Raw genomic sequence first — 22,979 nt, 5'->3', positions numbered from 1 at the left:
TCCTTGGATCAGGTTCAGGAACGCAGAGTGGACCTCGCAAACGCAACAGCGGCAATTAGTCCAGGCTGATCGGACCCAGTTCGTCCAACACGTCACCGGGACCTGGATTGCCTGCCACTGAGGAACCGCCAAGGTGGTTCACCACGCCCCACACAGCGTTGAGCCCCGTGGTGACGGCGCCTTCGGCCCAGCCAGCGGTGAACGAGACGTCGTCGCCCGCCAGGAAGATGCCCCGCTGGGTCTCCGGCAGCTTGTCCTGTTTGAAGTGCGTGAACAGGCGCTGCTGGTAGCGGTAGTGCCCTGGCAGGTTGGCCTTGAAGGCGCCCATGAAGTTGGGGTCGGCCTCCCAGGAAACGGTGATGGGTTGGCCGACGATGTGGCTCGCGATGTCCACGCCGGGGTAGATCTGCTCAAGCGAGTGCAACATGAGCTTGACGCGTTCCTCGGCGCTGAGCGAGAGCCACTTCAGGGCGTCGTCGTTCCACGTGTAGGAAAGCAGGATGACTGCAGGCTTGTCCGGACCGTCGTCGAGCAGGTACGTTGCCCGGTTGAGCCGGTCGGTCAGGGTCATGGACAACACTTCCCGGCCCGTTTCGGGGTCGATGTCCTTCCAGAACGGCCGGTCCACCATCACGAAGGTCTTGGACGACTGCATGTAGTGCGAGCGCTCGATCGCGGTCCACAGTTCCGAGGGGAACAACGATTCCTGGGTGTGGATCCGCGTGGACAACAGCCAGGACTGGCATGTGGTCACGACGGCGGGGTACCCGGTTTCGCGGCCCCACCGTTCGCGCACCATAAGGTCGCCGTTCTCTCCACGCTCGATGCGGTCCACGGCTCCGCGCGGGGAACCGGAATGCAGCGATGCCAGCGAGGTGCCTTCGGGCCAGTGGGCCATGCCCGACGGCGCGTGGTGCCAGAGTGCCTCGGGGAGCCGTTGCGCTCCCCCGGTGATGAGCCGGTGCTGGTCGTCGGCGTCAGTGTAGACGACGCGCAGGATCTCGAGGATGGAGTTGGGGAAGTCGGTGTCCCAACCGCCGGTACCGAAACCTACCTGCCCGAAGGCCTCGCGGTGCGCGAATCCGGCCTCTTTGAAGGACTTGCTTGCGGCGATGAAGCCGTAGAAGGTCTGCTCATCCAGGAGCGGGAGCAGTTCGTTCCATAGTTCCTTGATGCGCTTGGTGTCGCGGGCCCGGATCGCGTCCTGCATTTCCTGGAACGCTGCGCCGTCATTCACTGCGGCCTTCCAGGCTGTGGCGACTTCGTGGAAGAACTCAGGCAGCTCGGCAGAGGTGGCGGCGTAGTGCTTCTGTCCGGCCAGCTCGATCACGGTGCTCGATGTTGCGGGAGCGAGCGGGTTGGGGAATTCCTGGGTGTCCAGGCCGAGGAGATCCACGTAGTGGTAGAACGCCTTGCCGGACACGGGGAAGCGCATGCCGCCGAGGTCTGCCACCACTCCGGGAGCGGAGGGGAAGCTCGCAGTGCGCAGCCGCCCGCCGATCTGGTCAGCCTCGTAGACCACGGGGCGCAGCCCGAGCTTCATGAGCTCGTAGGCCGTGATGAGTCCCGACAAGCCGGCGCCGATCACCGCGACCTCCGTGCCGAACAGTTCCGGCGGAACAACCGCCAGTCCGTCGGGATGGGCCAGGTAGTGGTCGTAGCTGAACGGGAAGTCCGGGTTCAGCATGGTGATGGGAGCGTCGGCCGGCGTTGCTTGGGAAATCCCGGTCTCACCGCGGGGTGTGGGTTCCGTGGGCAATTCGGTGGCGATGGTCATGAAAGTTCTGCCTTCACAGTTTCCGGGTCGGCGACCCTGGCGGATAGTTCACGGTATTCCTGTTCGGTCAGGGCCGCTACCTTGGAGTTCCGGCGTCCGTAGCCGAAGTAGAGGGCGATCCCCACGAGCATCCAGCCACCGAACACCACCCAGGTGTCAGCACCCAGGTTGGCCATGAGGTAGGCGCACATCAGCGTGCCGAGGACGGGGGTGATCGGGTAGAGCGGGACGCGGAAGCTGCGCTTGAGCTCCGGCCGGTTGCGCCGCAGGTAGATGACGGCGACGTTCACCAGCGCGAACGCGAAGAGGGTGCCGATGCTGGTGGCGTCGGCGAGCGCGCCGAGCGGGACAAGCCCTGCGGTGAGTGCGACGGCGGTGCCCACGATGAGCGTTCCGGCCACCGGGGTGCCGGTGCGCGGGGAGATTCGACCAAAGACTTCGGGGACCAGTCCGTCGCGAGACATGGAGAGCAGGATGCGGGTCTGGCCGTAGAGCACGGTCAGGACGATGCTGGCGATGGCGAGCACGGCTCCGATGGAGAAGACGAGGGCGATCCAGGGCTGGTGGGTGGTTTCCTCGAGGATCTGCACCAGCGCGGCCTCGGTGCCGCCGAACCACTCCCAGGGACGGGCGCCGATGGCGGCCACGGCAACCAGGACGTAAATGCTGGTCACGATCACCATGGAGAGCAGGATGGCCCGGGGCAGGTCGCGCTTGGGGTTGCGGGCCTCTTCGCCCGCGGTGGAGGCGGCGTCGAAGCCGATGTAGGAGAAGAACACCCGGGATGCTGCTGCCGAGACGCCTGCGGCGCCCATGGGCATGAGGGGTTCGAAGTTCCCGGCGTTGAACGCGGTGAACGCGACGGCACAGAAGAACAGCAGGATGACGATCTTGATGGTCACGATCGCGGTGTTGATCCAGGCGCTTTCCTTGGCGCCGCGCACCAGCAGGACCATGGCGAGGACCACAATCAGCATGGCCGGCACGTTGACCACGCCGCCGCTGCCCGGTGGCTGGGACATCGCGTCCGGCAGGAACTGCCCGAACGCGGCGAGGGTCTCGTTCACGTACTGCCCAGCGCCGACGGCCACGGCAGCCACGGAAACCGCGTATTCGAGGACGAGGCACCAACCACAGATCCAGGCCATGCCCTCGCCCATCGTGGCGTAGGAGTAGGAATAGCTGGATCCGGCGACGGGTACGAGGCCGGCCATTTCCGCGTAGGACACCGCTGAGAACAGGGCAGCGAGGCCCGCGACGACGAAGGAAATCCAGACCGCGGGTCCGGCCAGCGGCACGGATTCACCCAGGATCACCAGGATGCCGGTGCCCAGTGTCGCGCCGACACTGATCATCGTCAGTTGGAGCACACCGAAGCTGCGGACCAGCGGCGTACCGCTTTCGCTGCTTCCGGCTTCGCTGACCATCTGCCCGATCGGCTTGCGGCGGAGCAGCTGCGAACCGAGCCCCGGGCGGCGGGCGGTGTTGCCGGCATCCGTATTCGCGGCGTGCGTTGGCTTGGTCTGGGTGGAGGTAGGCACAGTCACCGTTGACGTCCCTTCAGAGTAGTTGGCGGTTTCCCCTGACAACCGTAAGCCTGTGAGCCAGCTCTCATGACGGTGCAAAATGACCTATAGTGATCAACCATGAGACGTATTGCACAATCAGAAACGACGCCGGAAGCGGCACTTTCCGGGCAGGTCAGCGTTGATCTGTCTGCGATTTCAGACAACATCAAAGCCCTCAAGCAGCGCACCGCCGCGCCACATTTCATGGCCGTCGTCAAGGGGAACGGCTACGGCCACGGCCTCGTGGATGTTGCCCGCGCGGCAGTGGCGGCAGGAGCCGATTGGCTGGGAACCGCCCAGTTGAGCGAAGCCATCGCATTGCGCCAGGCGGGCATCACCGTGCCGGTCCTGTCGTGGTTGTATCTGGCATCCCAGTCCAGCGCGACCATTCGCGAGGCACTCGAGTACGACGTCGACGTTTCGCTTGGGAGCGTCGGTCAACTTGAAGTCCTGGCCGGGATCGCGAGGCAATTGGGTCGCCCCGCCGTCGTGCACCTCGAGCTGGACAGCGGCCTCAGCCGCGGCGGTGCGCGCAACGAAGACTGGCCCGAGCTGGTGGCCCAGGCGCGCAAGGCGGAGCAGGACGGCACGGTTCTGGTCCGCGGCATCTGGACCCACTTGGCGTGGGCCGACGTTCCCGCCCACCCCGGCAACGCCGCCGCCGTGGCGGAGTTCGAAGAAGCCGTTCGTGAAGCCCAAGCTGCCGGCCTGGACCCGCAATTGCGGCACGTGTCGAGCTCGGCAAACATCCTGGACCGGCCCGAATTCCACTTCGATATGGTCCGCGCCGGACTGGCCATCTATGGATTGGCACCCGCTGACCACCTGGATCCCGCCGACTTCGGACTGCGCCCCGCCTTGAGCGTCACGGCACCGCTCGTCATGGTCAAGAAGGTACCCGCGGGAACCGGGGTCAGTTACGAGCACCAAGCCATCACGCATGAGCCGCGCTACCTCGGCCTCATCCCCCTGGGTTACGCCGACGGAATCCCCAAGGGCATCAGCGGCCGGACCCTGGTCCAGATCGCTGGACGGAAGGTCCCGGTGATCGGCAAGGTGTGCATGGACCAGTTCATGGTGGACCTCGGCCCGGATGCGACTGGAATCGAGGTCGGACACACCGCGGTCCTGTTCGGCGATCCGGCCGGAGGGGCCGCGAGCGCCGACGATTGGGGCGCCGCCATCGGAAGCCACGGCGACGAGATCATCAACCGGATCGCACCGCGGCTGCCCCGAGTGTACGAATCCGGCGCCTACGAGTGCCCCGATTACCAGGAGGCAGCGAGCGATGTCGCCTGAGCCGGCCGCCGGCCGCCTGAGTTTCGTCACGCTTGAGCAGTTCCTGAAGCAGCTGCCGCCCGAGTTGGAGATACTCCACGACGGCGGCAGCGGCGGGGAGCTGCTGCGCTGGGTTGAACCCAGCGAACTGGACGACCCTACGCCCTACCTGCCGGAGGGGGAGTTCCTGCTGACCGCGGGGCTCCCTTTCCTGGGTGATGGCGGGTCCAGGGAGAGCGTGGATGCTTACGTGAAGCGGCTGGTGGGGGCCAAGGTGGCGGCGCTCGGGTTCGGGATCAGGCCGTATTTCGACGCCGTCCCGGCCGAGCTGCTCAAGGCCTGCAGGCGGCACAAGCTCACCTTGATCGAGATTCCGGAATCCCTACCGTTCGCCGCGATCGGGCTTGAGTTTTCCCAGCTCCTGGAATCGGACAACGCGAAGGTCTTCCGCCAGCTCGCGGACACCAACAGGCAACTCATGCGGGCCGTCCTCTCCCCCCGGCCTGAACATGAGCTGCTCGCCGCTTTGGTCCAGAAGGTGCCCGTCTGGGCACTTCTGGTCGGCGCGGACGGGCGGGTACGTGCGCGCGCCCATGCTGCCGGCGGCAGCACCGGCGTCGAGCATTCACTGCTGGAACCCATGCTGGAACGGCTCCTTTCGGGCAGCGGGCCGCGGGTTGAGGTGGACGGCTTTGGGCAGCCTGGCTCCGAGATGGTTTTCGGCCACCCGCTGCGGAGCACCAAGGACGCCAATCTGGGCGCCCTGATACTGGGCTCGGACGCTGCGCTGACTCCTGCCCAGAACAGCGTGGTGCAGTCCGTCGTGGGGTTACTGGAGTTACTCGTCCGCCAACGGACCAGCGGCTCCCTCGCGCCAAGCCAATTGGCGACGGCGTTGCTGCTGCACCCGGAAAGCCTTGCGACCGGTGGCACCCGGCACGTCAACGGGCTCAAGGACCTCCTGGCGCAGAGCCTGTCCTCCACGCGATCCGCTCCCCTGCGCGTAGTCCAAGGCATCAAGGTGGACTCTCCCGAATGGCCCGCCGGCGACAGCCCGGTGCGAGAGCTATTGCAATGGCGGCGCCTCTTCGACACCAAACTGGTGGAAATCACCGATTACGGATTCGCTGCGATCACTCGTTTGAAGGTGGACGACGCGCTCCTGGCGGACGTCGAAAAGCTGGGTTGGCGGCTCGTTATTGGAGACCCGACGGAACTGACCGGGCTCGCCGCAGCGCATCAGCGGGTGACGTCGCTCCGTTCACGCGTCCAGTCCAGCGGACGGAGCGCCCGTGTCGACGAGGTGACCTGGTCCGTCACCGGACTCCTGGGCCGCGAGGCCGGGTCCATGCTGGCGGCGAGGCTTCTTGAACCGGTACTTTCCTTGGAGGCTGATCGGCGCGATCCCCTCTTGGCAGTGCTCCGGGGGTGGCTGAGCGAAAACGGCAGCTGGGATGCCTCCGCGAAGCTGCTGGGGTTGCACCGCAACAGCGTGCGCCGCCAAATCGGCCTGCTCGCCGAACTGCTCGACACCGACTTGAACCAGGCCCAAGTGCGGGCGGAGCTTTGGATCGCCCTGCAGTACGCGGACGTTTTGGTGGGCGGAGGGGGCGCTTAGTCTTCGGCACTTCCTGGCCGGGGTCTGTCTACGTGTAGTGCGGCCAAACACACGTAGACGGGGCCGCAGGCACACTGAGAAACGCCGATTTTGCACGCATTTTGGCCGGTTCCACCACTTAATTTCGCCGTTTGACCACTGAGACGGGGTTTTCCGGGCCTAGCATTCGACTGCCGGCTACACGGCGTCCGCCAGTAGCTCAAATCGAAGTGGAGGAACGAAATGCTCACTACGACCGCATTGAATGCAAGCAGCACGATGGCAGCGGCACGAACCAAGATTGACGAAATGATTGTTCGTTACGATGGCTGGTTTCTGGTGTTTCTCGCCGTCCTGATGGCGCTTGCTTTTGTATTGCTCGCAGCGATGGCCATCTGGTGCTTGGCGCAGGGACGAGGCCGGTTCACTGGCAACTGGAGTTGGAGCCAATGGGGCGTCTCTGTGTTCGTTGAATGCAGGTAACCAGCTGCAAGCCAACCGTCGTGGTGGCACTGACAAGCTGCCACCAGGACCAGAGCATCGGAATTCGCCTCATGACTCTCAGCGTTGCCAACGTCAACTACGCCTACAACTCCAGAACCCAAGTGCTCAATGATGTTTCGTTCACGATCCCAGAGGACCAGATCATGGGCCTCATTGGTCCCAACGGGTCCGGGAAGTCCACCCTGATAAAGGTCATCCTGGATCTGCTCCAACTTCAAAGCGGCCGCATCTGCATCGGGTCTGAAAGCAGTCAGAGCCGCAGCGCCAAGATGTCTTCGATCTACCTGTCCAGCAATGATTACCTCCCTGAGTTCCTCACAGGCGAGGAATACCTGCGCTTTATGCACGGCCTCTACCGAGAACCCATGGATCACGCGGCACTGAGGACTCAATTCGTCAGGTACTCCATGCGCGACAGGCACCGCGATTTGATCGAAGACTACTCGCACGGCATGAGGAAGAAATTGCAACTCATCGCCGCGTTCATGCTCCGACGAAGGTTTACCGTCATCGATGAAACCCTCAATGGCGTCGACATCGATGCCATCAACCTCTTCGAACGGGACATCCGGAAACTTGCCACAGAAGGCCGGTCAGTTCTGCTGTGCAGTCATGACTTCGCCATGTTGGAACACGTCGCTGACGAGCTGGCGCTTCTAATCCAAGGGGCCCTGGTGATTCAGGCTCCGGTCCGAAAAATTATCCAAGATCATGGCACGATAGCTGACCTTGCCAACGAATTCATCCAGGCAATGGAACCATCATAAATGCGCCTCAAGAGCGTTGTCCTGCTGTTTCGACTGTTCTGGCTCTTCATCGTGAGATGCGTCCTGGGACGAGGACTGCTGGCCAGCCCGGCTGCTCGGCTTTCTGCCATTTTCCTACTCGCTGTCGCGTTCGCCGGATTCAACGCGTTGAGCTATGTGGTCATCCGCCAGTATCTCGGTAGAACCGGCCTACTTGATCCTGTTCTTCAAGTAGCCAACGCATCCGTCGGATTCTGGGTACTTATTGCGTACACACTAATCCGGGTGCTTTTTATGAAGGCCGACGAGCTTCTAAAACTCTCCTTCAATCTGCCGGCGACCAACAGGGAAAGGACCATGGCATTTGCGCTCTTTGAGTCGTCCCTCGTCCTCCTCGTGACTGTGTTCATTTTCGGTGCTTTCTCCATTTCAACCGTGCTGATCGAGGGGACGGATTACATTCCGAGGGTTCTGGCGTCCATCTGGTTCCCCGCTATTTCAACGTACCTGCTTCTGAGCCTCGGCTATTATCTCCTTGAACGTGCTCTGCAGGCCCTCAGGATTGCTCGGCTTCGCGGCCTGATAGTCCCGATGGCACTGGCTTTCGGACTGGCGGTGGCCTTTCCGCAAACCAACGAGCAGGGCAGCCAGATCACCGAAAGCTACGTGAACGGGCGAGACTACTTCGCGCCGGTATTGCTCTACGCAAAGCTTCAGGAAGACATCGGGCTCTGGTTTTCCGGCTTAGTGCTGCTTGCGACATCGGCCGCGATAATTCCAGCAATAGTGGCGGTCGCACCCAGGAACTATGTCCCAATGCGTCGCTTCTTCGTCTTCCTGCCTTCATGGTTGGCAAAGCGTAAGTTCGGCGTTTACATTCTGGTCTTGTTTCGGAGTTTCGAGACAATGGTGGCCGCCTCTTTTGTCATCGTCTATTCAGTCTTCACCTGGATCGAGCACTTGGTGTTGCCACCCTACGCGCTTGCCCTCATAACGTTTCAGGGAGTCTATGCATTTTCAAACTCGGAGCCCCTGCGACGCTCGGTCACCTATCCAGGCCGCACCCCGGTGAACTACTTACGCCTCGTAGGCTCGCAAGGCGTCCTCCTGCTGGTTGTCGGCATTCCAGTCATCGCGATTTCCGTGGCCCAGGGAGTTGCCTTCGAAGCGTGCCTGCCGGTGGCAGGATTCTGTTTGAGCAACATTCTCATATCAACCCTGGTTGGCATCGCGTTCCCTCCCGAGAAGGGAAACCCATTCACTGTCATCATCGGAGTCCTTCTCACCGTGATAGTCGTCATGATTGTGGCGCTTGGATTGAACGTCTTTAACTTTGATCCAATTATCAGTGCGGGAATTTTCGCCGTACTTAACTTGCTGGTCGTCTTTTACAGCATTCTGGGCATGCGAAGAATGGAAAGGATTGCGCGCCATGAAGTGGCTGCTTAGATTCACGGTCGGGCTGACAGTCTCTTTTGTTGTCACCATGATCGTCGTTGTCACGAGTTTCATCACCACGATGTTCTCGGCGTCAGAAATAGGAGTCAGAAAATTCGGCCTGTTCGGCGCGCTCTTCTTCGAGCCACATGAACAGGCCAACGGGGCGACCGCATTGGAAATCGGGGTGGCGAACGGCGCGCCCATCGCCGTGGTGTTCGCGGCATCGCTGGTCTTTTATGTTGCCGTTGCATCCGTCCTGGAACGCCTAAAGCTCCACAAGAAGCGACTCCTGCAAGCGGACCCGGATTGACCGTTCGAAAGTTCGCCCTCCGGGATGTGACTGCCGGGCTGATAGCCAAGCAACTCATATGGTCATGTAGATTGCCTTTTGCCGCCGCGGCTCTCGGCTTCACAGCGTGCACCTTCCTGGCCGCCATGACCACTGACCCGATACTTTTCCAGGCTGGCCTGTGGCTTCTTGTGCATGTGCTTTGCCTGCTGTGCGGTTTTCTGGTGCATGAGTGGTCTCACGTTGCGGGCATGAGGCTGTTTCACGGGATTTCCGACGTCGTAGTATCTTCCGGCATCCTTTGCTTCTCCGTCATTCCCGTCGGGCATCTCTACGGGTGGCAGATCGCAATCGTGGCGATACTCGGTCCGGGTGCTTCATGCTTGGTGGGGGCGCTTGTTGCACTACTGGCACCCGGTTCATTCCTGCAGTACTGGTTCCTGTTGCATGCAGTCTTCCTTCTGCCATTCTTTGGCGATGGACGCAGCCTCATTCTCGGATTCCGCAAGTGGGCGCGCCCGATTGAATTACGCGTGCCCGTAATCAACCGCTGAGCTACTCATCCACCCATCCATTCGGACCTCAACCTTCTGGAGCAGAACCTTCCCACTCGCGGTACAGCTCCGGGCGGCGTTCGCGCAAGTACGGCACTTGTTCCCGGGCCGCCTTGACGCTTTCCGTGGAGATCTCGGCGAACAGCAATGCCCCACCATCCCCCGCAGCAGCGAGCAATGAACCATCCGGACCCGCGACCACACTCCCGCCGAGGAAATCACAGCCGTCCTCGTGGCCGCTGTGGTTCGCGTAGGCCACGTTGAGCTGGCTTTCCAGCGCCCGGGCGCGGATCAGGACTTGCGGTACCGTGTCGAAGCCCGCGGACAGGGCTGTGGGAACCAGCAGAAGCTCAGCGCCTCTCGTGGCCGCAGCGCGGACAGTTTCCGGAAACTCGACGTCGTAGCAAATCAGCAGCGATATCTTGACCCCGTTGAAGTCCACGACGCCGGGAGCTGCTCGGGCGGCGGAGAACGCCTTTCGCTCCTCCCCGCCGAAGAGGTGCACTTTGTCGTAGTCCAGGAGCACGGTTCCGTACGCGTCCAAAAGAGTGGCCGAGATATGCCAGCCCCCATCGGCAGCCTGTGCGGGAAGGCTGTACACGAGTCCGATGCCGTGCGTGCGGGCGATGTCCGCCAGGCGACGCCGGATGCTCGGAAGCGTTGCGAAATCCAACTCCGCGTGGAGCCTCAGCGGCGCGTACCCCACAGGGAAGAGCTCGGGGGTCAACAGCAAGGCAGCGCCGGCCGCGGCAGCGCGTTGCGCCGCCGCATCGACCGTCTTTAGATTGGCGTCGATGTCCAGGACAACAGCGTTGGCCTGCAGAACGGACAGCAGCATCATTACCACCTCGATAGAACCTTGCGTCCCCCGTCGGGCGTTCTTGGGAGACACGCCCGGGATTACTCGTGGTTCCAGCCTAGCCAGCCGCCGTCCGCTCCCACAGGACAAATGGACCTGCGGACGGCCCGCCGGGGATGGATCGTACAAATTGGCGGCACAGTCCATGACGAAGATGCAACTTCACGCCGTTGCGTTAACTTCTTGACTGCAACTGTGATTTGAGGCACGCTTCATGTCATGCCTGCAACATCCAGCTCGACGAAGAGCCACCGCAAGAACCCCGGCTCGCAATCAGCGCTGCGCCACCTGAACCAGCAGCGGCTCATCGAATGCCTGCTGAGCGGCCCATCCACCCAGGCCGAACTCGCCAGGCAGACGGGTCTTTCCACGGCAACGGTGTCCAACATCGTCAAGATCATGCAGGACGCGGGACTCGTCTCCACGGAACCGATCACGAGCTCCGGACGCAGGGCGCTGAACGTCAGGCTCAACAGCAACGGCGCGGTCGCCGTCGGGATCGATTTTGGCCGTCGCCACCTGCGGGTGGTCCTGGCCTCACTGGGTTATCACATCATCGTCGAGGAAACGGTGACGCTGCCCCTTGGCCACCACGCCGAACAAGGCATCAGCGCCGCCGTCGCACTCCTCAACAAACTCTTGCTCGAAAGTGGGGTCGACCGAAGCGCGGTAGTCGGCGCGGGCGCCGGCATAGCGGGCCCGATCGACCGCCGTTCCGGCACTGTGGCACAGGGAGCCATCCTCCCCGAATGGGTGGGGATCCAGATTCTCGAACGACTGGAGGAAGCCCTCGATCTCCCCGTATACGTTGACAACGACGCCAACCTGGGCGCCCTCTCCGAGGTCACATGGGGGCCCCACAGCGGGATCAATAACCTCATGTTCCTCAAGATCGGTTCCGGCATCGGAGCGGGCCTCATCATCAACGGGGCGCCCTACTACGGGGCGGTGGGAATCACAGGAGAAATCGGCCATGCGACCATCCACGAATACGGCGCCATCTGCCGCTGCGGCAACCGGGGCTGCCTGGAAACGATGGCTTCCACCACCACCATGATCGAGCTGCTCGGAAAGGGATCGGGACTGCACCTCGAGCCCGAGGACATTGTCCGGAACGCCCTGGCGAGGGACCCTGCAACCCTTCGCGTGGTGGACGACGCGGGGCTCGCTGTGGGGCGAGCACTGGGCAATGTGGCGAATCTCATCAACCCGGAAGTCATCGTGGTGGGCGGCCCCTTGGCCGGCCTCGGCGACATCCTCCTGGACCCGATCCGACGCGGCCTCGTCCGCCACGCAGTGCCCGTAATCGGCGAGACAACGCACTTGGCGATGTCTTCGCTCGGCGCCCGGGCGGAGGCCCTTGGGGCGGCCGCTTTGGTGTTCCAGCACGCCGGTATCAAGCAGTCCTGAACATTTCGTTACCACGCTGTTATCGCCGTCTTGCGTTAAAGTCTTGACGACAAGCGGTGTGATCCAGTTTACTTTCTCATCAGATAGGCTCGCCATCCCCGAGCCGACAACGACGTCAAACATTGGAGGCGCGAGGGTATGTCGACCCCCATAACGCACCAGGATCCGGTTCTCCTCGAGATGCGGTCCATCACCAAGGAATTCCCCGGAGTCAAGGCGCTCTCGGACGTTAGCCTCCGGGTCAAGGTGGGCGAAATCCACGCGATCTGCGGCGAAAACGGTGCAGGCAAGTCCACATTGATGAAGGTGCTCTCCGGGGTTTACCCCTACGGCAGCTACGACGGCGACATCGTGTACCAGGCGGAGGTCCAGCAGTTCAAGGACATCCGGGCCAGCGAACACGCGGGAATCGTGATCATCCACCAGGAACTGGCGCTGATCCCCGAGCTGTCCATCATGGAAAACATCTTCCTCGGCAACGAACCCGTCCGTCGCGGCATCATCGACTGGGCCGAAGCACGCAAGCGGTCAATCGAACTGCTCGCACGGGTTGGTTTGCGCGAGGACCCGGATACCCCCATCAAGGAAATCGGCGTCGGCAAGCAGCAATTGGTGGAAATCGCCAAGGCCCTGAACAAGTCCGTCAAGCTGCTCATCCTGGACGAGCCCACTGCCGCCCTCAACGAATCGGACTCCCAGCACTTGCTGGACCTGATCCTTGGCCTCAAGGGCCGGGGCATCACGTCCATCATCATTTCCCACAAGCTCAATGAGATCGAGCAGATCGCGGACGAGATCACCATCATCCGCGACGGCAAGTCCATCGAGACGCTCAACGTGGTGGAAGACGGCGTCGACGAGGACCGGATCATCAAGGGCATGGTCGGGCGGACGCTCGAGTCCCGCTTCCCCGACCACACGCCGAAGATCGGCGAGGTGTTCTTCGAGGTCAAGGATTGGACCGTCGGGCATCCCCAGATCCAGGACCGCTTGGTCTGCAAGAACTCCAGCTTCCATGTGCGCCGCGGTGAAATCGTCGGCTTTGCGGGCCTGATGGGCGCCGGACGCACCGAGCTCGCCCGCTCCGTCTTCGGCCACTCCTACGGCCGGTTCATCTCGGGACAGGTGTACAAGGACGGCAAGCCGATCACCATGCGCAGTGTCCGCCAGGCGATCGACGCGGGTCTCGGCTACGTCACGGAAGACCGCAAGAGCCTGGGACTGAACCTCCTGGACGACATCAAGACCACCACGGTGTCTGCCAACTTGAAGAAGATCAGCCGGGGAATCGTTGTGGACACCAACAAGGAATTCATGGTGGCCGAGCAATACCGGAAGTCACTGCGCACCAAGACCCCCTCGGTGGAGGAAGGCGTATCGAAGCTCTCCGGCGGAAACCAGCAGAAGGTGGTGCTCGCGAAATGGATGTTCACGGATCCGGACCTTCTCATCCTGGATGAACCCACCCGCGGAATCGACGTTGGGGCCAAGTACGAGATCTACGGAATCATCCAGCAGCTGGCCAACCAAGGGAAGGGCGTCATTGTGATTTCGTCCGAACTTCCCGAGCTGCTGGGCCTCTCCGACCGTATCTACACCATCTTCGAGGGCTCCATCACTGGCGTACTCAACAAGGACGAAGCCAGCCAGGAAAGCCTCATGAAGCTCATGACATCCAGCCGCAAAGCTGCCTGACCCCGGTCATCTCCAGAACCACACGGACACAAGGACCCAAAACAATGAACGCGCTCAAGAAGCTATTCGGTGGCAACACCCGCCAATTCGGCATGATCTTCGCCCTGGTTGCACTCGTCATCTTCTTCCAGATCTTCACCTCGGGCCGCACTCTCACCCCGGGCAACGTCATCAACCTCTTCAACGGCAACTCCTACATCCTGATCCTGGCCATCGGCATGGTCCTGGTCATCATCGCCGGCCACATCGACCTTTCCGTAGGTTCGGTAGCGGCCTTCGTCGGCATCTCGGTGGCCCTGGCCATCAGGGACTGGCACCTGCCCTGGTACGCAGCAGTCCTGTTCGGGCTCCTGCTCGGAGCCCTGATCGGAGCCTGGCAAGGATTCTGGACGGCATACGTCGGCATTCCGGCATTCATCGTGACCCTTGCGGGCATGCTGCTGTTCCGCGGTTTCAACCAGTTCGTCGGCAAGTCCAACACCGTTCCGGTCCCCGAAGACTTCCAGTACCTGGGCTCCGGGTACCTGCCCGAGATAGGGCCGAAGACGGGGTATAACAACCTGACAATCCTGCTGGGCCTTATCGCCGTCGCCTTCGTGATTATCAGTGCGATCCGTTCCCGCCGCACCGCCCAGGCACTGGGCGCCGAAGTACAAGAAGGCTGGGTCATGGTCACCAAGCTCGTGCTGGTGAACGCAGCCATCCTCTACGCCACGTACCTGTTCGCGACTGGCCGCCCCGGCACCTCGTTCCCCATCCCAGGCCTCATCCTGGCCGTGCTGGTCCTGATCTACGGTTTCATTTCCGCCAAGACTGTCATTGGCCGCCACATCTATGCAGTCGGCGGCAACCGCCACGCGGCCGAGCTCTCCGGAGTTCAGTCCAAGAAGGTCAACTTCATGGTCATGATGAACATGTCCATCCTTGCCGGCCTCGCCGGCATGATCTTCGTGGGCCGCTCCACCGCTTCGGGTCCGTTCGACGGCGTCGGCTGGGAACTGGATGCGATCGCTGCAGTATTCATCGGTGGCGCAGCGGTCACCGGCGGCGTGGGCACCGTGATCGGCTCCATCGTTGGTGGCCTGGTCATGGCTGTCCTCAACAACGGCCTCCAACTGCTCGGCGTCGGCGCGGACCTCACCCAGATCATCAAGGGCCTCGTTCTGCTGGCAGCAGTTGCCTTCGACGTCTACAACAAGACGCAGGGCAAGAAATCGATCATCGGAATGATGATGAAGAACTTCGGCCGGAGCAGCGAAAACGCCCCGGACGAGACAACCTCAACCAAGGAAGTCATCTCCAAGGAAGCCTGATCGGCTTCAAGACGACTTGTTCCATCCACAACAAAGAAAGCGAACCAAGATATGCGAATGTTTGGTAAAGCAGGAAAGGCAGCAGCAGTAGCTGCGATCGCGGCACTGGCGCTGACGGCCTGCGGCCGTACGGACAGCGGCAGCTCCGGTGGTTCATCCAGCGGCAGCGAGGCATTCCCCAAGGGATCCTCGATCGGCGTCGCACTCCCCCAGAAGACCAGTGAGAACTGGGTCCTGGCGGAGAAGCTCTTCAACGACGGGCTCACGAGCGCAGGTTTCAAGCCGGATGTGCAGTTCGCCAACGGTGGCGTTTCGGAGCAGCAGAACCAGATCAGCGCGATGATCACCAAGGGCGACAAGCTCATCATCGTCGGCGCCATTGACGGCGCCCAGCTGGGCACGCAGCTCAAGCAGGCCAAGGACGCCGGCGCAACGGTCATTGCATACGACCGCCTGCTCCTGAACACCTCCAACGTGGACTACTACGTGGCCTACGACAACTTCAAAGTCGGCGTACTGCAGGGCCAGGCCCTACTGGACGGACTCAAGGCCAAGAAGCCAAACGGCCCGTACAACATCGAGCTGTTTGCAGGTTCCCCCGATGACGCCAACGCGAAGGTCTTCTTCGACGGCGCCATGAGCATCCTGCAGCCGAAGATCGATGACGGAACCCTCAAGGTGGTTTCCGGCCAGAAGTCGTTCGAGCAGGCCGTCACCCAGGGCTGGAAGGCAGAGAACGCCCAGAAGCGCATGGATACCCTGCTCGCAGGTACCTACACCAGCGCTTCGCTGGACGGTGTGCTGTCCCCGAACGACACCCTGGCCCGCGCCATCCTGACCTCGGTTAAGGCGGCCGGCAAGCCGCTTCCGGTCGTGACCGGCCAGGACTCCGAAGTTGAGTCGGTCAAGTCCATCCTTGCAGGTGAGCAGTACTCCACCATCAACAAGGACACCCGCAAGCTCGTTGAGCACGCCATCACCATGGTCCAGGACGTCCAGTCCGGCAAGACCCCGGAGATCAACGACACCAAGTCCTACAACAATGGCGTCAAGACCGTGCCGGCCTACCTGCTGCCCCCGGTCATCGTGACTCTAGCCAACGTGAAGACGGCCTACGTGGACGATCCGGTCCTCGGCCCGATCACCAAGTAGTAGTTCTCATCTAGGCACCAGCGACGGCGGCCATCCCACTCGAGGGGGTGGCCGCCGTCGTCGTGTCCGGTTCAAACCGCGGTGGCGCAACGCTTCACAGGCCCCGCATAGCTTCAACTGCGCAGCCGCACAGCCCCGGTGAGCACTGTTAGGTGAGCAGGCGCGCCGCTGGGGCGGGCCAGGTCCCTAAGGAGAATCGTGAGCGTCCTCGCCCGGAGTGTAGGCAATGCCTTCCGCAACAAGATAAGAACTGCGGCTGTAGTGGCAGTCCTGGCCGTCGCGATCGGGCTGGCGCTGGCCATGCTCGTGGCCAACCAAGCCGTTGGCGGCAAAGTCCAGGAACTCAACGCCTCCGTGGGCACGGTTTTAACCGTAAACCCCGCCGGTGCTCAGGGCTTCGACGGCGGCGGCGAGCCGCTCACCACGGCCCAGACCGCGACGGCGGCTGCGGTACCAAACGTCGTTTCCGTGGTGGGCACCAAGGCGCTGCGGCTCGAGACCGCAACGGCGGCCTCCACGACCTCAACCACCGGCACGACGACGCAGCAGGCCGGACCAGGTGGCGGTCCCGGCGGCGGCACGAGCGTCACCACAAACCTTCAAGCAGCGATCGACGCCGGAACGCTCGGCAATCGCAACAACACCAGCGGCAGCACCGGCTCGGGAAATACGGGCACCGGCTCGGGTAGCACCGGAACCGCGCCGGCGTTCTCGCTGCCCATCACGGCTACCGGCGTCGGCGCCGAAGTGGACACTTCCGGCAAGGCACTGAACATCACGAGCGGCGCGGGCTTGGGCGACTACACTGTGGCCAGCACCAAGGCCCTCGTCGGAACCACGCTCGCGACAAAGAACAACCTCAAGGCCGGCTCAACCTTCACCATCGCCGGCAAGACGTTCACGGTGGCAGGCATCTTCGACGCCGGAACTACCTTCGGCAACAACGCCGTGTACACGACACTCGCCGAGGCCCAGGCCCTCGCCGCGACTCCGGGCGAGCTCTCCAGCATGGTGGTCACCGTCAACAGCATGGAAAACGTGGACGCTGCCAAGACGGCGCTTCAAACTGCACTCGGCTCCAGCAAGGCCGACGTCACACAGGGCCAGCGGAACCTCGAAACCGCCGTCAGTTCCCTGGACAGCGTCAAGAACATCTCACTCGTCGCCTTCATCGCAGCCCTCGGCACCGCCGGCCTGATCATCCTGCTCATCATGGTCATGCTGGTACGCGAGCGCCGCCGTGAGATCGGAGTCCTGAAGGCCATCGGCGCCCGCAACCGGACCATCGGCCTGCAGTTCGTCCTCGAAGCCCTCGTCCTCGTCGCGCTCGGCAGCGTCGTCGGCGCAGCCATTGCCTCCTTCGCCAGCGGCGGCATCGCATCGGCTCTGATCAGTTCCAACAGCTCGACGTCGGCCACGAGCCAGCGGGGCCCCGGCGGCGGAGGCTTCGGCGGCGCTGGTCTTCCCGGCGGGAACCCCTTCGGCGGAGCCTCCCAGCTACTGACCTCGGTCACGGCGATCGCCTCCCCCGGCGTCATTGCGGCCGGCGTTGCCGCAGTTTTCGGCGTCGCCGTCGTGGGCGCCCTGGTACCAGCGCTGCTCACAGCCCGCATCCGTCCCATCGAAGTCCTCCGAGGAGAATAGCCATGATTGAAGTCAAAGACCTGGTCCGCCAGTTCAAGTCCGGCGACCGCACCATCAAGCCCGTCAATGGCGTGAGCTTCGAGCTCGAAAAGGGCACCCTCGCCTCGATCGTGGGTAAGAGCGGCAGCGGCAAGAGCACCCTGCTCTCCCTGCTCGGCGCCCTCGACAAACCCACCAGCGGGGACGTCGTAGTGGATGGGGTCAGCCTGGCCGGTCTGCCCGCCGGCAAACTCACCGAATACCGACGCCGGGACATCGGCTTCGTTTTCCAGCAGTTCAACCTCATCCCCAACCTCTCCGCTGTGGACAACGTGATGCTGCCCATGGAGTTCGCGGGGATGCGGAAGGCTGCCCGCCTGGAGCGGGCGCGGTCCCTCCTGGAGCAGGTGCAGCTGGATCCGGAGAAACAGTCCCGGCGCATCAACAAGCTCTCGGGCGGCGAGCAGCAGCGGGTCGCGATTGCCCGGGCGCTGGCCAACGAGCCCAAGCTCATCCTGGCCGACGAGCCCACCGGCAACCTGGATGAACAGACCGGTGAGCACATCATCGAACTGCTCAGTTCCTTGAGCCGGGACCACAACACCACCATCCTGGTGGTAACGCACGACCGGAGCCTGGCCCAGAAGACCGAGCGCCGCTTCAGGCTTCAACAGGGCAAACTGAGCGAGGAAACTGTGCGTCCACGGGTGGTTGCCGGGGCCTGATGCTATCTCTGAAAAATCATTGAGGGACAGAAGGGCCGGGAATCGAATGGTTTCCGGCCCTTCCGTCTGGCCTGCTGGTGGCTGCCGAGGGCGCCCGGGCGACGCCGGGCTGCGAGCCCCGGGCAGCCCTTAGAAGCGAATCGCGTCAATAACCTTGACGCGCACGGCCACAAGGGCCGGGATGGCGCCGGCCAACGCGCCCACCAGTACGGCAGCTCCGAAACCGAGCATGGCCGCTTCGATGGGGAACGGCGGGTACTGGCTCAGGGCCGGGGCAACCTTTGATTGGATCCAGGGGTGCTTGACCACCGCCACGGCCACCATGACACCGGCGAGCCCGGCCACTGCGGTGGCAACGACGGACTCCATCATCACCCCCAGGAAGATCCGCCCCGAGGTAGCTCCGAAGCTCCTTCTGATACCGATTTCCCGCACCCGGTAGCGGACTGTGACCATCGAGATGTTCAACATCCCTACGGCGCCCAATAAGAGGACCAGGCCTGCGATACCGCCCACCACCAGCTGCACCGGGGCGAGCGGATCTCCGTGGGCGGCAAAGTCCATCCGCTGCGCCATGATGTTCATTTCGGGGAACTGTTGCGCCAAATCGGCTTGGATGGCTGCTGAGAGCATTTCTGCTTGCCCGTCCTGTACCCATACACTGAACTGCCCACCAAGCTGGTTGACTCCCATCTGCTTGGCGGCGCCGGACAGGATGTACGCCGTCGGAGGCGCGTCCGGCCAGGTGTTCGGCACGACGCCGATGATCACCGTATTCGATTCCTGCTCGCCTGCGGTCTTGACACCGGGTTGCAATGCAAGATCGGGCCTGCCTGCCGCGTTGTAAAACGCTTCAGAGACGACGACGGCGGGCGCCAGCCGCTGTTCGTCGTCGCTGGCAAACCAAGACCCTTGCTGTAGCTCCAGACGGTGGATGACGCCATAGCCGGGGTCCACCACCACCAATTGGACGGACTGGACGCCGCGGGGGAACTGGAACGGCTGTTCGGCGTGGCCCTCGTGGGAGGAGAAGGCAATACCGTAACGGTCAACGATGGACTGATAAGCCACATCCAGGCGCGCGGGATCCGGCTGGGTTGGACCGTTGACCCCGAGCGCGAGCGTGGCTGAGCGTCCGCCGGTGCGCTCGGACGAGGCTTTGAATCCCTCGCGGGCAAGGTTGCCGACGCCCACCACGGAAGTGAGTGCCGCGACGGACAACGCTACGCCCAGCAGAGCCAGCAGGATCCGGACTTTATTGATCCGTAATTCTTGCCAGGCTTCCACCATGGCTGACATGAAACCGATCATCGACGGACCTCCGACGATGTGGGTCCCAACGGAGCCGGTCCCGACGATACCAGTGCCGACAAGGCCGGTCCCGACAAAGCGATCCCCGGAGTCCCCTGGCCGTCAAGGGGATGCAGAACGCCCGAGTCCAGACGGAAGCTGGACCGTGCCAGTGCCGCCACATTGCTGTCGTGTGTGATGGTCACGAGTGCCGCGGCTGACTCCGTGGCCACTTGGTCCAGAAGCGCCATGACCGATTGCCCGGTCTCTACGTCGAGCGCGCCTGTGGGTTCGTCGGCAAGGATCAAACGGGGCCGCCGGACGAGGGCCCGCGCGATGGCCACCCTCTGCTGCTCACCACCCGAGAGCATGTTCGGCATGGTCCGGGCACGGGAGGCAAGTCCCACACGGTCCAACATGTCCATGGCCAGTTCACGTCGCCGCAGGAAATCGCGGCCGCGGGCGTAGAGGAGCGGCGTGATGACATTGTCCAATGCGCTCCGTCCGGGGAGCAGGTTGAATTGCTGGAACACGAACCCCACCGTGGAGCCGCGCAGCCGGGCACGTGCGCTGTCACCGAGTTTTAGCACAGGTGTGCCAAGAAACCGGATTTCACCGTCCGTGGGTACGTCAAGCAGACCCAGGAGGTTCAGCAGTGTTGACTTCCCGCAACCGGAACGGCCGATGATCGCGGTGTGGTCGCCTGCGGAAACCTCGAGGTCGATCCCGCGGAGGATATGAAGCTTCTGATCATCAGGCAGCACCACGGTACGCGTGACGCCGCGCAGGCTCACGAGGCTTTCCATGCCTAGCCCCCCGCCGGACGGTACGCCGGGCCCGGCCCGTAACCTTGCTGGGAAGGAGCGGCCGGGGCGCCGGGGACGAATTCAAGCACCCGCTCCCCTTCGGCAAGGCCGGAGAGCACCTCCACCTTGTCGCCGTCGTTGAGGCCCAGCTTTACAGGCCGTTGTTCGGGTGCTTTACCCTCGGCTGCTGCAGCGGCCACCCAGACAATACCTTCTTTGACACTGCCCTTCACCGAGGTCAGGGGAACGGTCACCACGTCCTTGGCTTCGCCCGCGCTCACTGTCATGGTTGCTCCCAAGCCGGCGAAGACTTCCGTTCCGGCCGGCACAGGACAACCAAGCGTCCCCGTGCTCACGCTGTCACTTTGCGTTGCACCACCGGGTCCAGCCGCGGCCAACGGCAGCGCACCGGCCGCCGCGGCCATCCCCACGCCGCCGGTTCCGCTCCCGCCGGCAGTAGCTCCGGCGTCGTTGGCGTTGTTCTTCAGCGTCACCGCAGGGCAGGTGAACGGAGCCGGACCACCCACCAGGGAGATCTGGGCTGAGCCCGGCTTGGCAAGAAGCCGATACTGTTGGGCGGCGTTGACCGGGCCGGAAACCGTGAATGTCCCAGGATCGACCTTGCCCACAGCCTGGCCCACGCTTAACTGCTGGTCAAGGAGGGCAGTCAGTTCATCGAGCTTTCCGGCGGCGGGAGCGAGCACGTCCGTGTATACGTAGACGGGTTCGGACGCGGTCTTCTCTCCCGGCGTTGTGGCAGCGCCGGCAGGCTTGACCCGCTCGGACTTGACCTGGAAGAGCTTGTCACCCTTGGCCACGGTCACACCCGGCTCCACGTAGATATGCACAACCGTTCCCGCCGCCGTGCTCCGGACACCGACAACGGGGTCGCTCTGAACGGTGGCTTTGATCTGCACAGTATTGGTGACCGTTGCGCGCGCGGCGGGCACAACGGGCGTCTCCACCCTGGCCATCGGGGCCGGTTCGGCACCCTCCGGCTTTAGCCCGTCCACGAAGGCGATCTTCACCAAGGCCACAGCGATCACTGCAAAAACCAGCAGCCATGCCACAGGCAAAATGACGCGTCGAAAAACACCCATCCCTACTCCATTCGGTAACTCCCCACAGAACCTCTCCGCGAGGGATGATGACCATCAGCTTAGGCGATGGCTCCGACGAAGTTCAGATGGCTCGTGACTTGAGCGTGTGCTGCATGACGCCTGCGGCGGAATGAGAAGATAGGCCGCATGAGTCTGCATATCGCCAAGCCGTGGTTGTTCAGCCAGCCGAACCAGGATCCCCGCGCAGCCACCGGCAAGGCCCTGAACTGGGGAATTGTCGCAACCGGAGGGATCGCCAAGACCGTGGCCGGCGACCTCGCGCAGCTCGAGGACGCAAACCTTTACGCCGTGAGTTCTCGGCGCCAGGAATCGGCGGACGCCTTTGCTGCCGGGCATGGGGTCACGAAGTCCTACGGGGACGACGGCGATGTGCCCGGCTACCAGCGGCTGCTCGCCGATGACGCCGTCGACGTCGTCTACGTGGCCACCCCGCACGCCCAGCACTTCGAGATTGTCAGGGATGCCCTCAACGCAGGCAAGCACGTCCTGTGCGAGAAATCCCTGACCATCAACGGCCGTGAAGCGGCAGAGCTCGTCGCATTGGCCCGGGAACGGAAATTGTTCCTCATGGAAGCCGTGTGGAGTCGCTTCCTGCCCAGCATGCAGAGGGCCTTCGCCATTGCAGCGTCCGGCGAACTGGGCGACATCAAGTGGGTCAGCGCCGACCTTGGTTTCCCCGCCCCTTACGATCCTTCCGCCCGGATCTGGGCCCCGGCGGACGGCGGCGGAGCCCTTTTGGACCTCACGGTGTATGCCCTGCTGTGGCCCTTGGGTACCCTCGGTTTCCCGCAGTCGGTCAGCGCAATCGGCACTTTGACGGACGACGGCGTCGACTCCCAGAATGCGCTCACGCTGGCTTACGACGGCGGTGCTATCGCCCAGCTGACCTCTTCTCTGCTGGCCCATGGGCCACGATCGGCATCCGTTGCCGGCTCCAAGGGCTTCCTCCAGACGCAAGGGTCCATCAACAATCCGCGCGAGCTTCTGATTCGAACCGGCTGGGACGAACCACGGATCGAACGCTTTGACGCGGTAGGGATCGGCTACACCTACGAGCTGCGTGAGGTGACCCGCTGTGTCCAGCAAGGACTGACCGAAAGTCCCGTGATGCCCTTGGACGATTCGCTGAACACCATGCGTCTCTTCGACGGGGTGCGATCCCAGCTCGGAGTCCGATACGCCAACGACGCCCGCTGAGCTCAATGACGAATCCGTCGTCCAACGTCTGGACT

General features: G+C 62.9%; 20 protein-coding genes. 14 read left to right on the top strand and 6 right to left on the bottom strand.

Annotation, left to right across the window (positions count from 1 at the left end; translation table 11 throughout):
* Window positions 1-55 precede the first annotated feature (55 nt).
* Both ACFVTG_RS08340 and ACFVTG_RS08335 read right to left on the bottom strand, forming a co-directional pair.
* Complete coding sequence (locus ACFVTG_RS08340) at window positions 56-1,777, bottom strand: flavin monoamine oxidase family protein (protein ID WP_390279529.1); 1,722 nt, start codon at window positions 1,775-1,777, stop codon at window positions 56-58.
* Window positions 1,774-3,204 carry an amino acid permease gene (locus tag ACFVTG_RS08335; RefSeq protein ID WP_306964071.1) on the bottom strand — a complete coding sequence of 477 codons (1,431 nt, stop codon included), beginning with the start codon at window positions 3,202-3,204 and terminating at the stop codon, window positions 1,774-1,776. Before ACFVTG_RS08335 ends, ACFVTG_RS08340 begins: the two co-directional genes overlap by 4 nt.
* A 219-nt stretch (window positions 3,205-3,423) precedes the next feature.
* On the opposite strand from ACFVTG_RS08335, the gene alr reads away from it, so the two are divergent.
* The 7 genes from alr (at window position 3,424) to ACFVTG_RS08300 (ending at window position 9,753) form a co-directional block, all read left to right on the top strand.
* Complete coding sequence (gene alr, locus ACFVTG_RS08330) at window positions 3,424-4,644, top strand: alanine racemase (RefSeq protein ID WP_390279527.1); 1,221 nt, start codon at window positions 3,424-3,426, stop codon at window positions 4,642-4,644.
* On the top strand, window positions 4,634-6,241 hold the full coding sequence (locus tag ACFVTG_RS08325) for a PucR family transcriptional regulator (protein WP_390279525.1): 1,608 nt from the start codon (window positions 4,634-4,636) through the stop codon (window positions 6,239-6,241). The genes alr and ACFVTG_RS08325 overlap by 11 nt, the downstream gene beginning before the upstream one ends.
* 222 nt (window positions 6,242-6,463) lie before the next feature.
* Window positions 6,464-6,703, top strand: coding sequence for a hypothetical protein (locus ACFVTG_RS08320; protein ID WP_390279523.1), 240 nt, complete (start codon window positions 6,464-6,466; stop codon window positions 6,701-6,703).
* Complete coding sequence (locus ACFVTG_RS08315) at window positions 6,694-7,491, top strand: ATP-binding cassette domain-containing protein (protein WP_390279521.1); 798 nt, start codon at window positions 6,694-6,696, stop codon at window positions 7,489-7,491. Before ACFVTG_RS08320 ends, ACFVTG_RS08315 begins: the two co-directional genes overlap by 10 nt.
* Entirely contained in the window at window positions 7,492-8,919 is a 1,428-nt protein-coding gene (locus tag ACFVTG_RS08310; protein ID WP_390279519.1) for a hypothetical protein, read from the top strand.
* Window positions 8,903-9,220, top strand: coding sequence for a hypothetical protein (locus ACFVTG_RS08305; protein WP_390279517.1), 318 nt, complete (start codon window positions 8,903-8,905; stop codon window positions 9,218-9,220). Before ACFVTG_RS08310 ends, ACFVTG_RS08305 begins: the two co-directional genes overlap by 17 nt.
* 125 nt (window positions 9,221-9,345) lie before the next feature.
* Window positions 9,346-9,753 (top strand): hypothetical protein, encoded by a 408-nt coding sequence (locus ACFVTG_RS08300; RefSeq protein ID WP_390279515.1) that lies wholly within the window; start codon window positions 9,346-9,348, stop codon window positions 9,751-9,753.
* Between the two features lie 28 nt (window positions 9,754-9,781).
* On the opposite strand, the gene ACFVTG_RS08295 is transcribed toward ACFVTG_RS08300, so the two are convergent.
* Window positions 9,782-10,591, bottom strand: a complete 810-nt coding sequence (locus ACFVTG_RS08295; RefSeq protein WP_390279513.1) for a carbon-nitrogen hydrolase family protein — start codon at window positions 10,589-10,591, stop codon at window positions 9,782-9,784.
* Between the two features lie 240 nt (window positions 10,592-10,831).
* Here ACFVTG_RS08295 and ACFVTG_RS08290 point away from each other — a divergent pair, with 240 nt between their 5' ends.
* The 6 genes from ACFVTG_RS08290 to ACFVTG_RS08265 all read left to right on the top strand — a co-directional run bounded on the left by ACFVTG_RS08290 (window position 10,832) and on the right by ACFVTG_RS08265 (window position 18,530).
* A complete protein-coding gene (locus ACFVTG_RS08290) occupies window positions 10,832-12,022 on the top strand; it encodes an ROK family transcriptional regulator (protein WP_390279511.1) in 1,191 nt (396 codons plus the stop codon).
* A 138-nt stretch (window positions 12,023-12,160) separates the two neighbouring features.
* Window positions 12,161-13,717: a multiple monosaccharide ABC transporter ATP-binding protein gene (gene mmsA / locus ACFVTG_RS08285; protein ID WP_284992025.1), complete on the top strand. Its 1,557-nt coding sequence runs from the start codon at window positions 12,161-12,163 to the stop codon at window positions 13,715-13,717.
* Window positions 13,718-13,761: 44 nt separating this feature from the next.
* Entirely contained in the window at window positions 13,762-15,030 is a 1,269-nt protein-coding gene (gene mmsB / locus ACFVTG_RS08280) for a multiple monosaccharide ABC transporter permease (protein WP_390279509.1), read from the top strand.
* A gap of 51 nt (window positions 15,031-15,081) precedes the next feature.
* Window positions 15,082-16,182 (top strand): sugar-binding protein, encoded by a 1,101-nt coding sequence (locus ACFVTG_RS08275; protein WP_284751888.1) that lies wholly within the window; start codon window positions 15,082-15,084, stop codon window positions 16,180-16,182.
* A gap of 198 nt (window positions 16,183-16,380) precedes the next feature.
* The gene (locus ACFVTG_RS08270) at window positions 16,381-17,826 is read left to right on the top strand and encodes an ABC transporter permease (protein WP_390279507.1); all 1,446 of its coding nucleotides are present in this window, start codon (window positions 16,381-16,383) and stop codon (window positions 17,824-17,826) included.
* Window positions 17,827-17,828: 2 nt separating this feature from the next.
* Window positions 17,829-18,530, top strand: a complete 702-nt coding sequence (locus ACFVTG_RS08265; RefSeq protein ID WP_390279505.1) for an ABC transporter ATP-binding protein — start codon at window positions 17,829-17,831, stop codon at window positions 18,528-18,530.
* 129 nt (window positions 18,531-18,659) lie between these two features.
* Here ACFVTG_RS08265 and ACFVTG_RS08260 read toward each other — a convergent pair whose 3' ends face one another.
* The 3 genes from ACFVTG_RS08260 to ACFVTG_RS08250 are packed head-to-tail and all read right to left on the bottom strand — an operon-like array spanning window position 18,660 to window position 21,726.
* Complete coding sequence (locus ACFVTG_RS08260) at window positions 18,660-19,829, bottom strand: ABC transporter permease (protein ID WP_284751885.1); 1,170 nt, start codon at window positions 19,827-19,829, stop codon at window positions 18,660-18,662.
* Window positions 19,830-19,837: 8 nt separating this feature from the next.
* On the bottom strand, window positions 19,838-20,626 hold the full coding sequence (locus ACFVTG_RS08255; protein WP_390279503.1) for an ABC transporter ATP-binding protein: 789 nt from the start codon (window positions 20,624-20,626) through the stop codon (window positions 19,838-19,840).
* A 2-nt stretch (window positions 20,627-20,628) separates the two neighbouring features.
* Window positions 20,629-21,726, bottom strand: coding sequence for a hypothetical protein (locus ACFVTG_RS08250; protein ID WP_390279501.1), 1,098 nt, complete (start codon window positions 21,724-21,726; stop codon window positions 20,629-20,631).
* 147 nt (window positions 21,727-21,873) lie between these two features.
* Here ACFVTG_RS08250 and ACFVTG_RS08245 point away from each other — a divergent pair, with 147 nt between their 5' ends.
* Window positions 21,874-22,944, top strand: coding sequence for a Gfo/Idh/MocA family protein (locus ACFVTG_RS08245; protein ID WP_390279499.1), 1,071 nt, complete (start codon window positions 21,874-21,876; stop codon window positions 22,942-22,944).
* The last annotated feature ends 35 nt before the right edge of the window (window positions 22,945-22,979 follow it).

This window comes from Arthrobacter sp. NPDC058127 (genome assembly GCF_042884555.1).
Lineage (GTDB): Bacteria > Actinomycetota > Actinomycetes > Actinomycetales > Micrococcaceae > Arthrobacter.
Note: the sequence above shows the minus strand (reverse complement) of the source record. Positions and strands in the feature narration are given on the sequence as shown.

Bases quoted from the DNA above. Each gene is read 5' to 3' on its own strand.
- ACFVTG_RS08340 (WP_390279529.1), bottom strand. From the start codon at position 1,777: ATGACCATCGCCACCGAATTGCCCACGGAACCCACACCCCGCGGTGAG.
- ACFVTG_RS08335 (WP_306964071.1), bottom strand. From the start codon at position 3,204: ATGGTCAGCGAAGCCGGAAGCAGCGAAAGCGGTACGCCGCTGGTCCGC.
- alr (WP_390279527.1), top strand. From the start codon at position 3,424: ATGAGACGTATTGCACAATCAGAAACGACGCCGGAAGCGGCACTTTCC.
- ACFVTG_RS08325 (WP_390279525.1), top strand. From the start codon at position 4,634: ATGTCGCCTGAGCCGGCCGCCGGCCGCCTGAGTTTCGTCACGCTTGAG.
- ACFVTG_RS08320 (WP_390279523.1), top strand. From the start codon at position 6,464: ATGCTCACTACGACCGCATTGAATGCAAGCAGCACGATGGCAGCGGCA.
- ACFVTG_RS08315 (WP_390279521.1), top strand. From the start codon at position 6,694: ATGCAGGTAACCAGCTGCAAGCCAACCGTCGTGGTGGCACTGACAAGC.
- ACFVTG_RS08310 (WP_390279519.1), top strand. From the start codon at position 7,492: ATGCGCCTCAAGAGCGTTGTCCTGCTGTTTCGACTGTTCTGGCTCTTC.
- ACFVTG_RS08305 (WP_390279517.1), top strand. From the start codon at position 8,903: ATGAAGTGGCTGCTTAGATTCACGGTCGGGCTGACAGTCTCTTTTGTT.
- ACFVTG_RS08300 (WP_390279515.1), top strand. From the start codon at position 9,346: ATGACCACTGACCCGATACTTTTCCAGGCTGGCCTGTGGCTTCTTGTG.
- ACFVTG_RS08295 (WP_390279513.1), bottom strand. From the start codon at position 10,591: ATGCTGCTGTCCGTTCTGCAGGCCAACGCTGTTGTCCTGGACATCGAC.
- ACFVTG_RS08290 (WP_390279511.1), top strand. From the start codon at position 10,832: ATGCCTGCAACATCCAGCTCGACGAAGAGCCACCGCAAGAACCCCGGC.
- mmsA (WP_284992025.1), top strand. From the start codon at position 12,161: ATGTCGACCCCCATAACGCACCAGGATCCGGTTCTCCTCGAGATGCGG.
- mmsB (WP_390279509.1), top strand. From the start codon at position 13,762: ATGAACGCGCTCAAGAAGCTATTCGGTGGCAACACCCGCCAATTCGGC.
- ACFVTG_RS08275 (WP_284751888.1), top strand. From the start codon at position 15,082: ATGCGAATGTTTGGTAAAGCAGGAAAGGCAGCAGCAGTAGCTGCGATC.
- ACFVTG_RS08265 (WP_390279505.1), top strand. From the start codon at position 17,829: ATGATTGAAGTCAAAGACCTGGTCCGCCAGTTCAAGTCCGGCGACCGC.
- ACFVTG_RS08260 (WP_284751885.1), bottom strand. From the start codon at position 19,829: ATGTCAGCCATGGTGGAAGCCTGGCAAGAATTACGGATCAATAAAGTC.
- ACFVTG_RS08255 (WP_390279503.1), bottom strand. From the start codon at position 20,626: ATGGAAAGCCTCGTGAGCCTGCGCGGCGTCACGCGTACCGTGGTGCTG.
- ACFVTG_RS08250 (WP_390279501.1), bottom strand. From the start codon at position 21,726: ATGGGTGTTTTTCGACGCGTCATTTTGCCTGTGGCATGGCTGCTGGTT.
- ACFVTG_RS08245 (WP_390279499.1), top strand. From the start codon at position 21,874: ATGAGTCTGCATATCGCCAAGCCGTGGTTGTTCAGCCAGCCGAACCAG.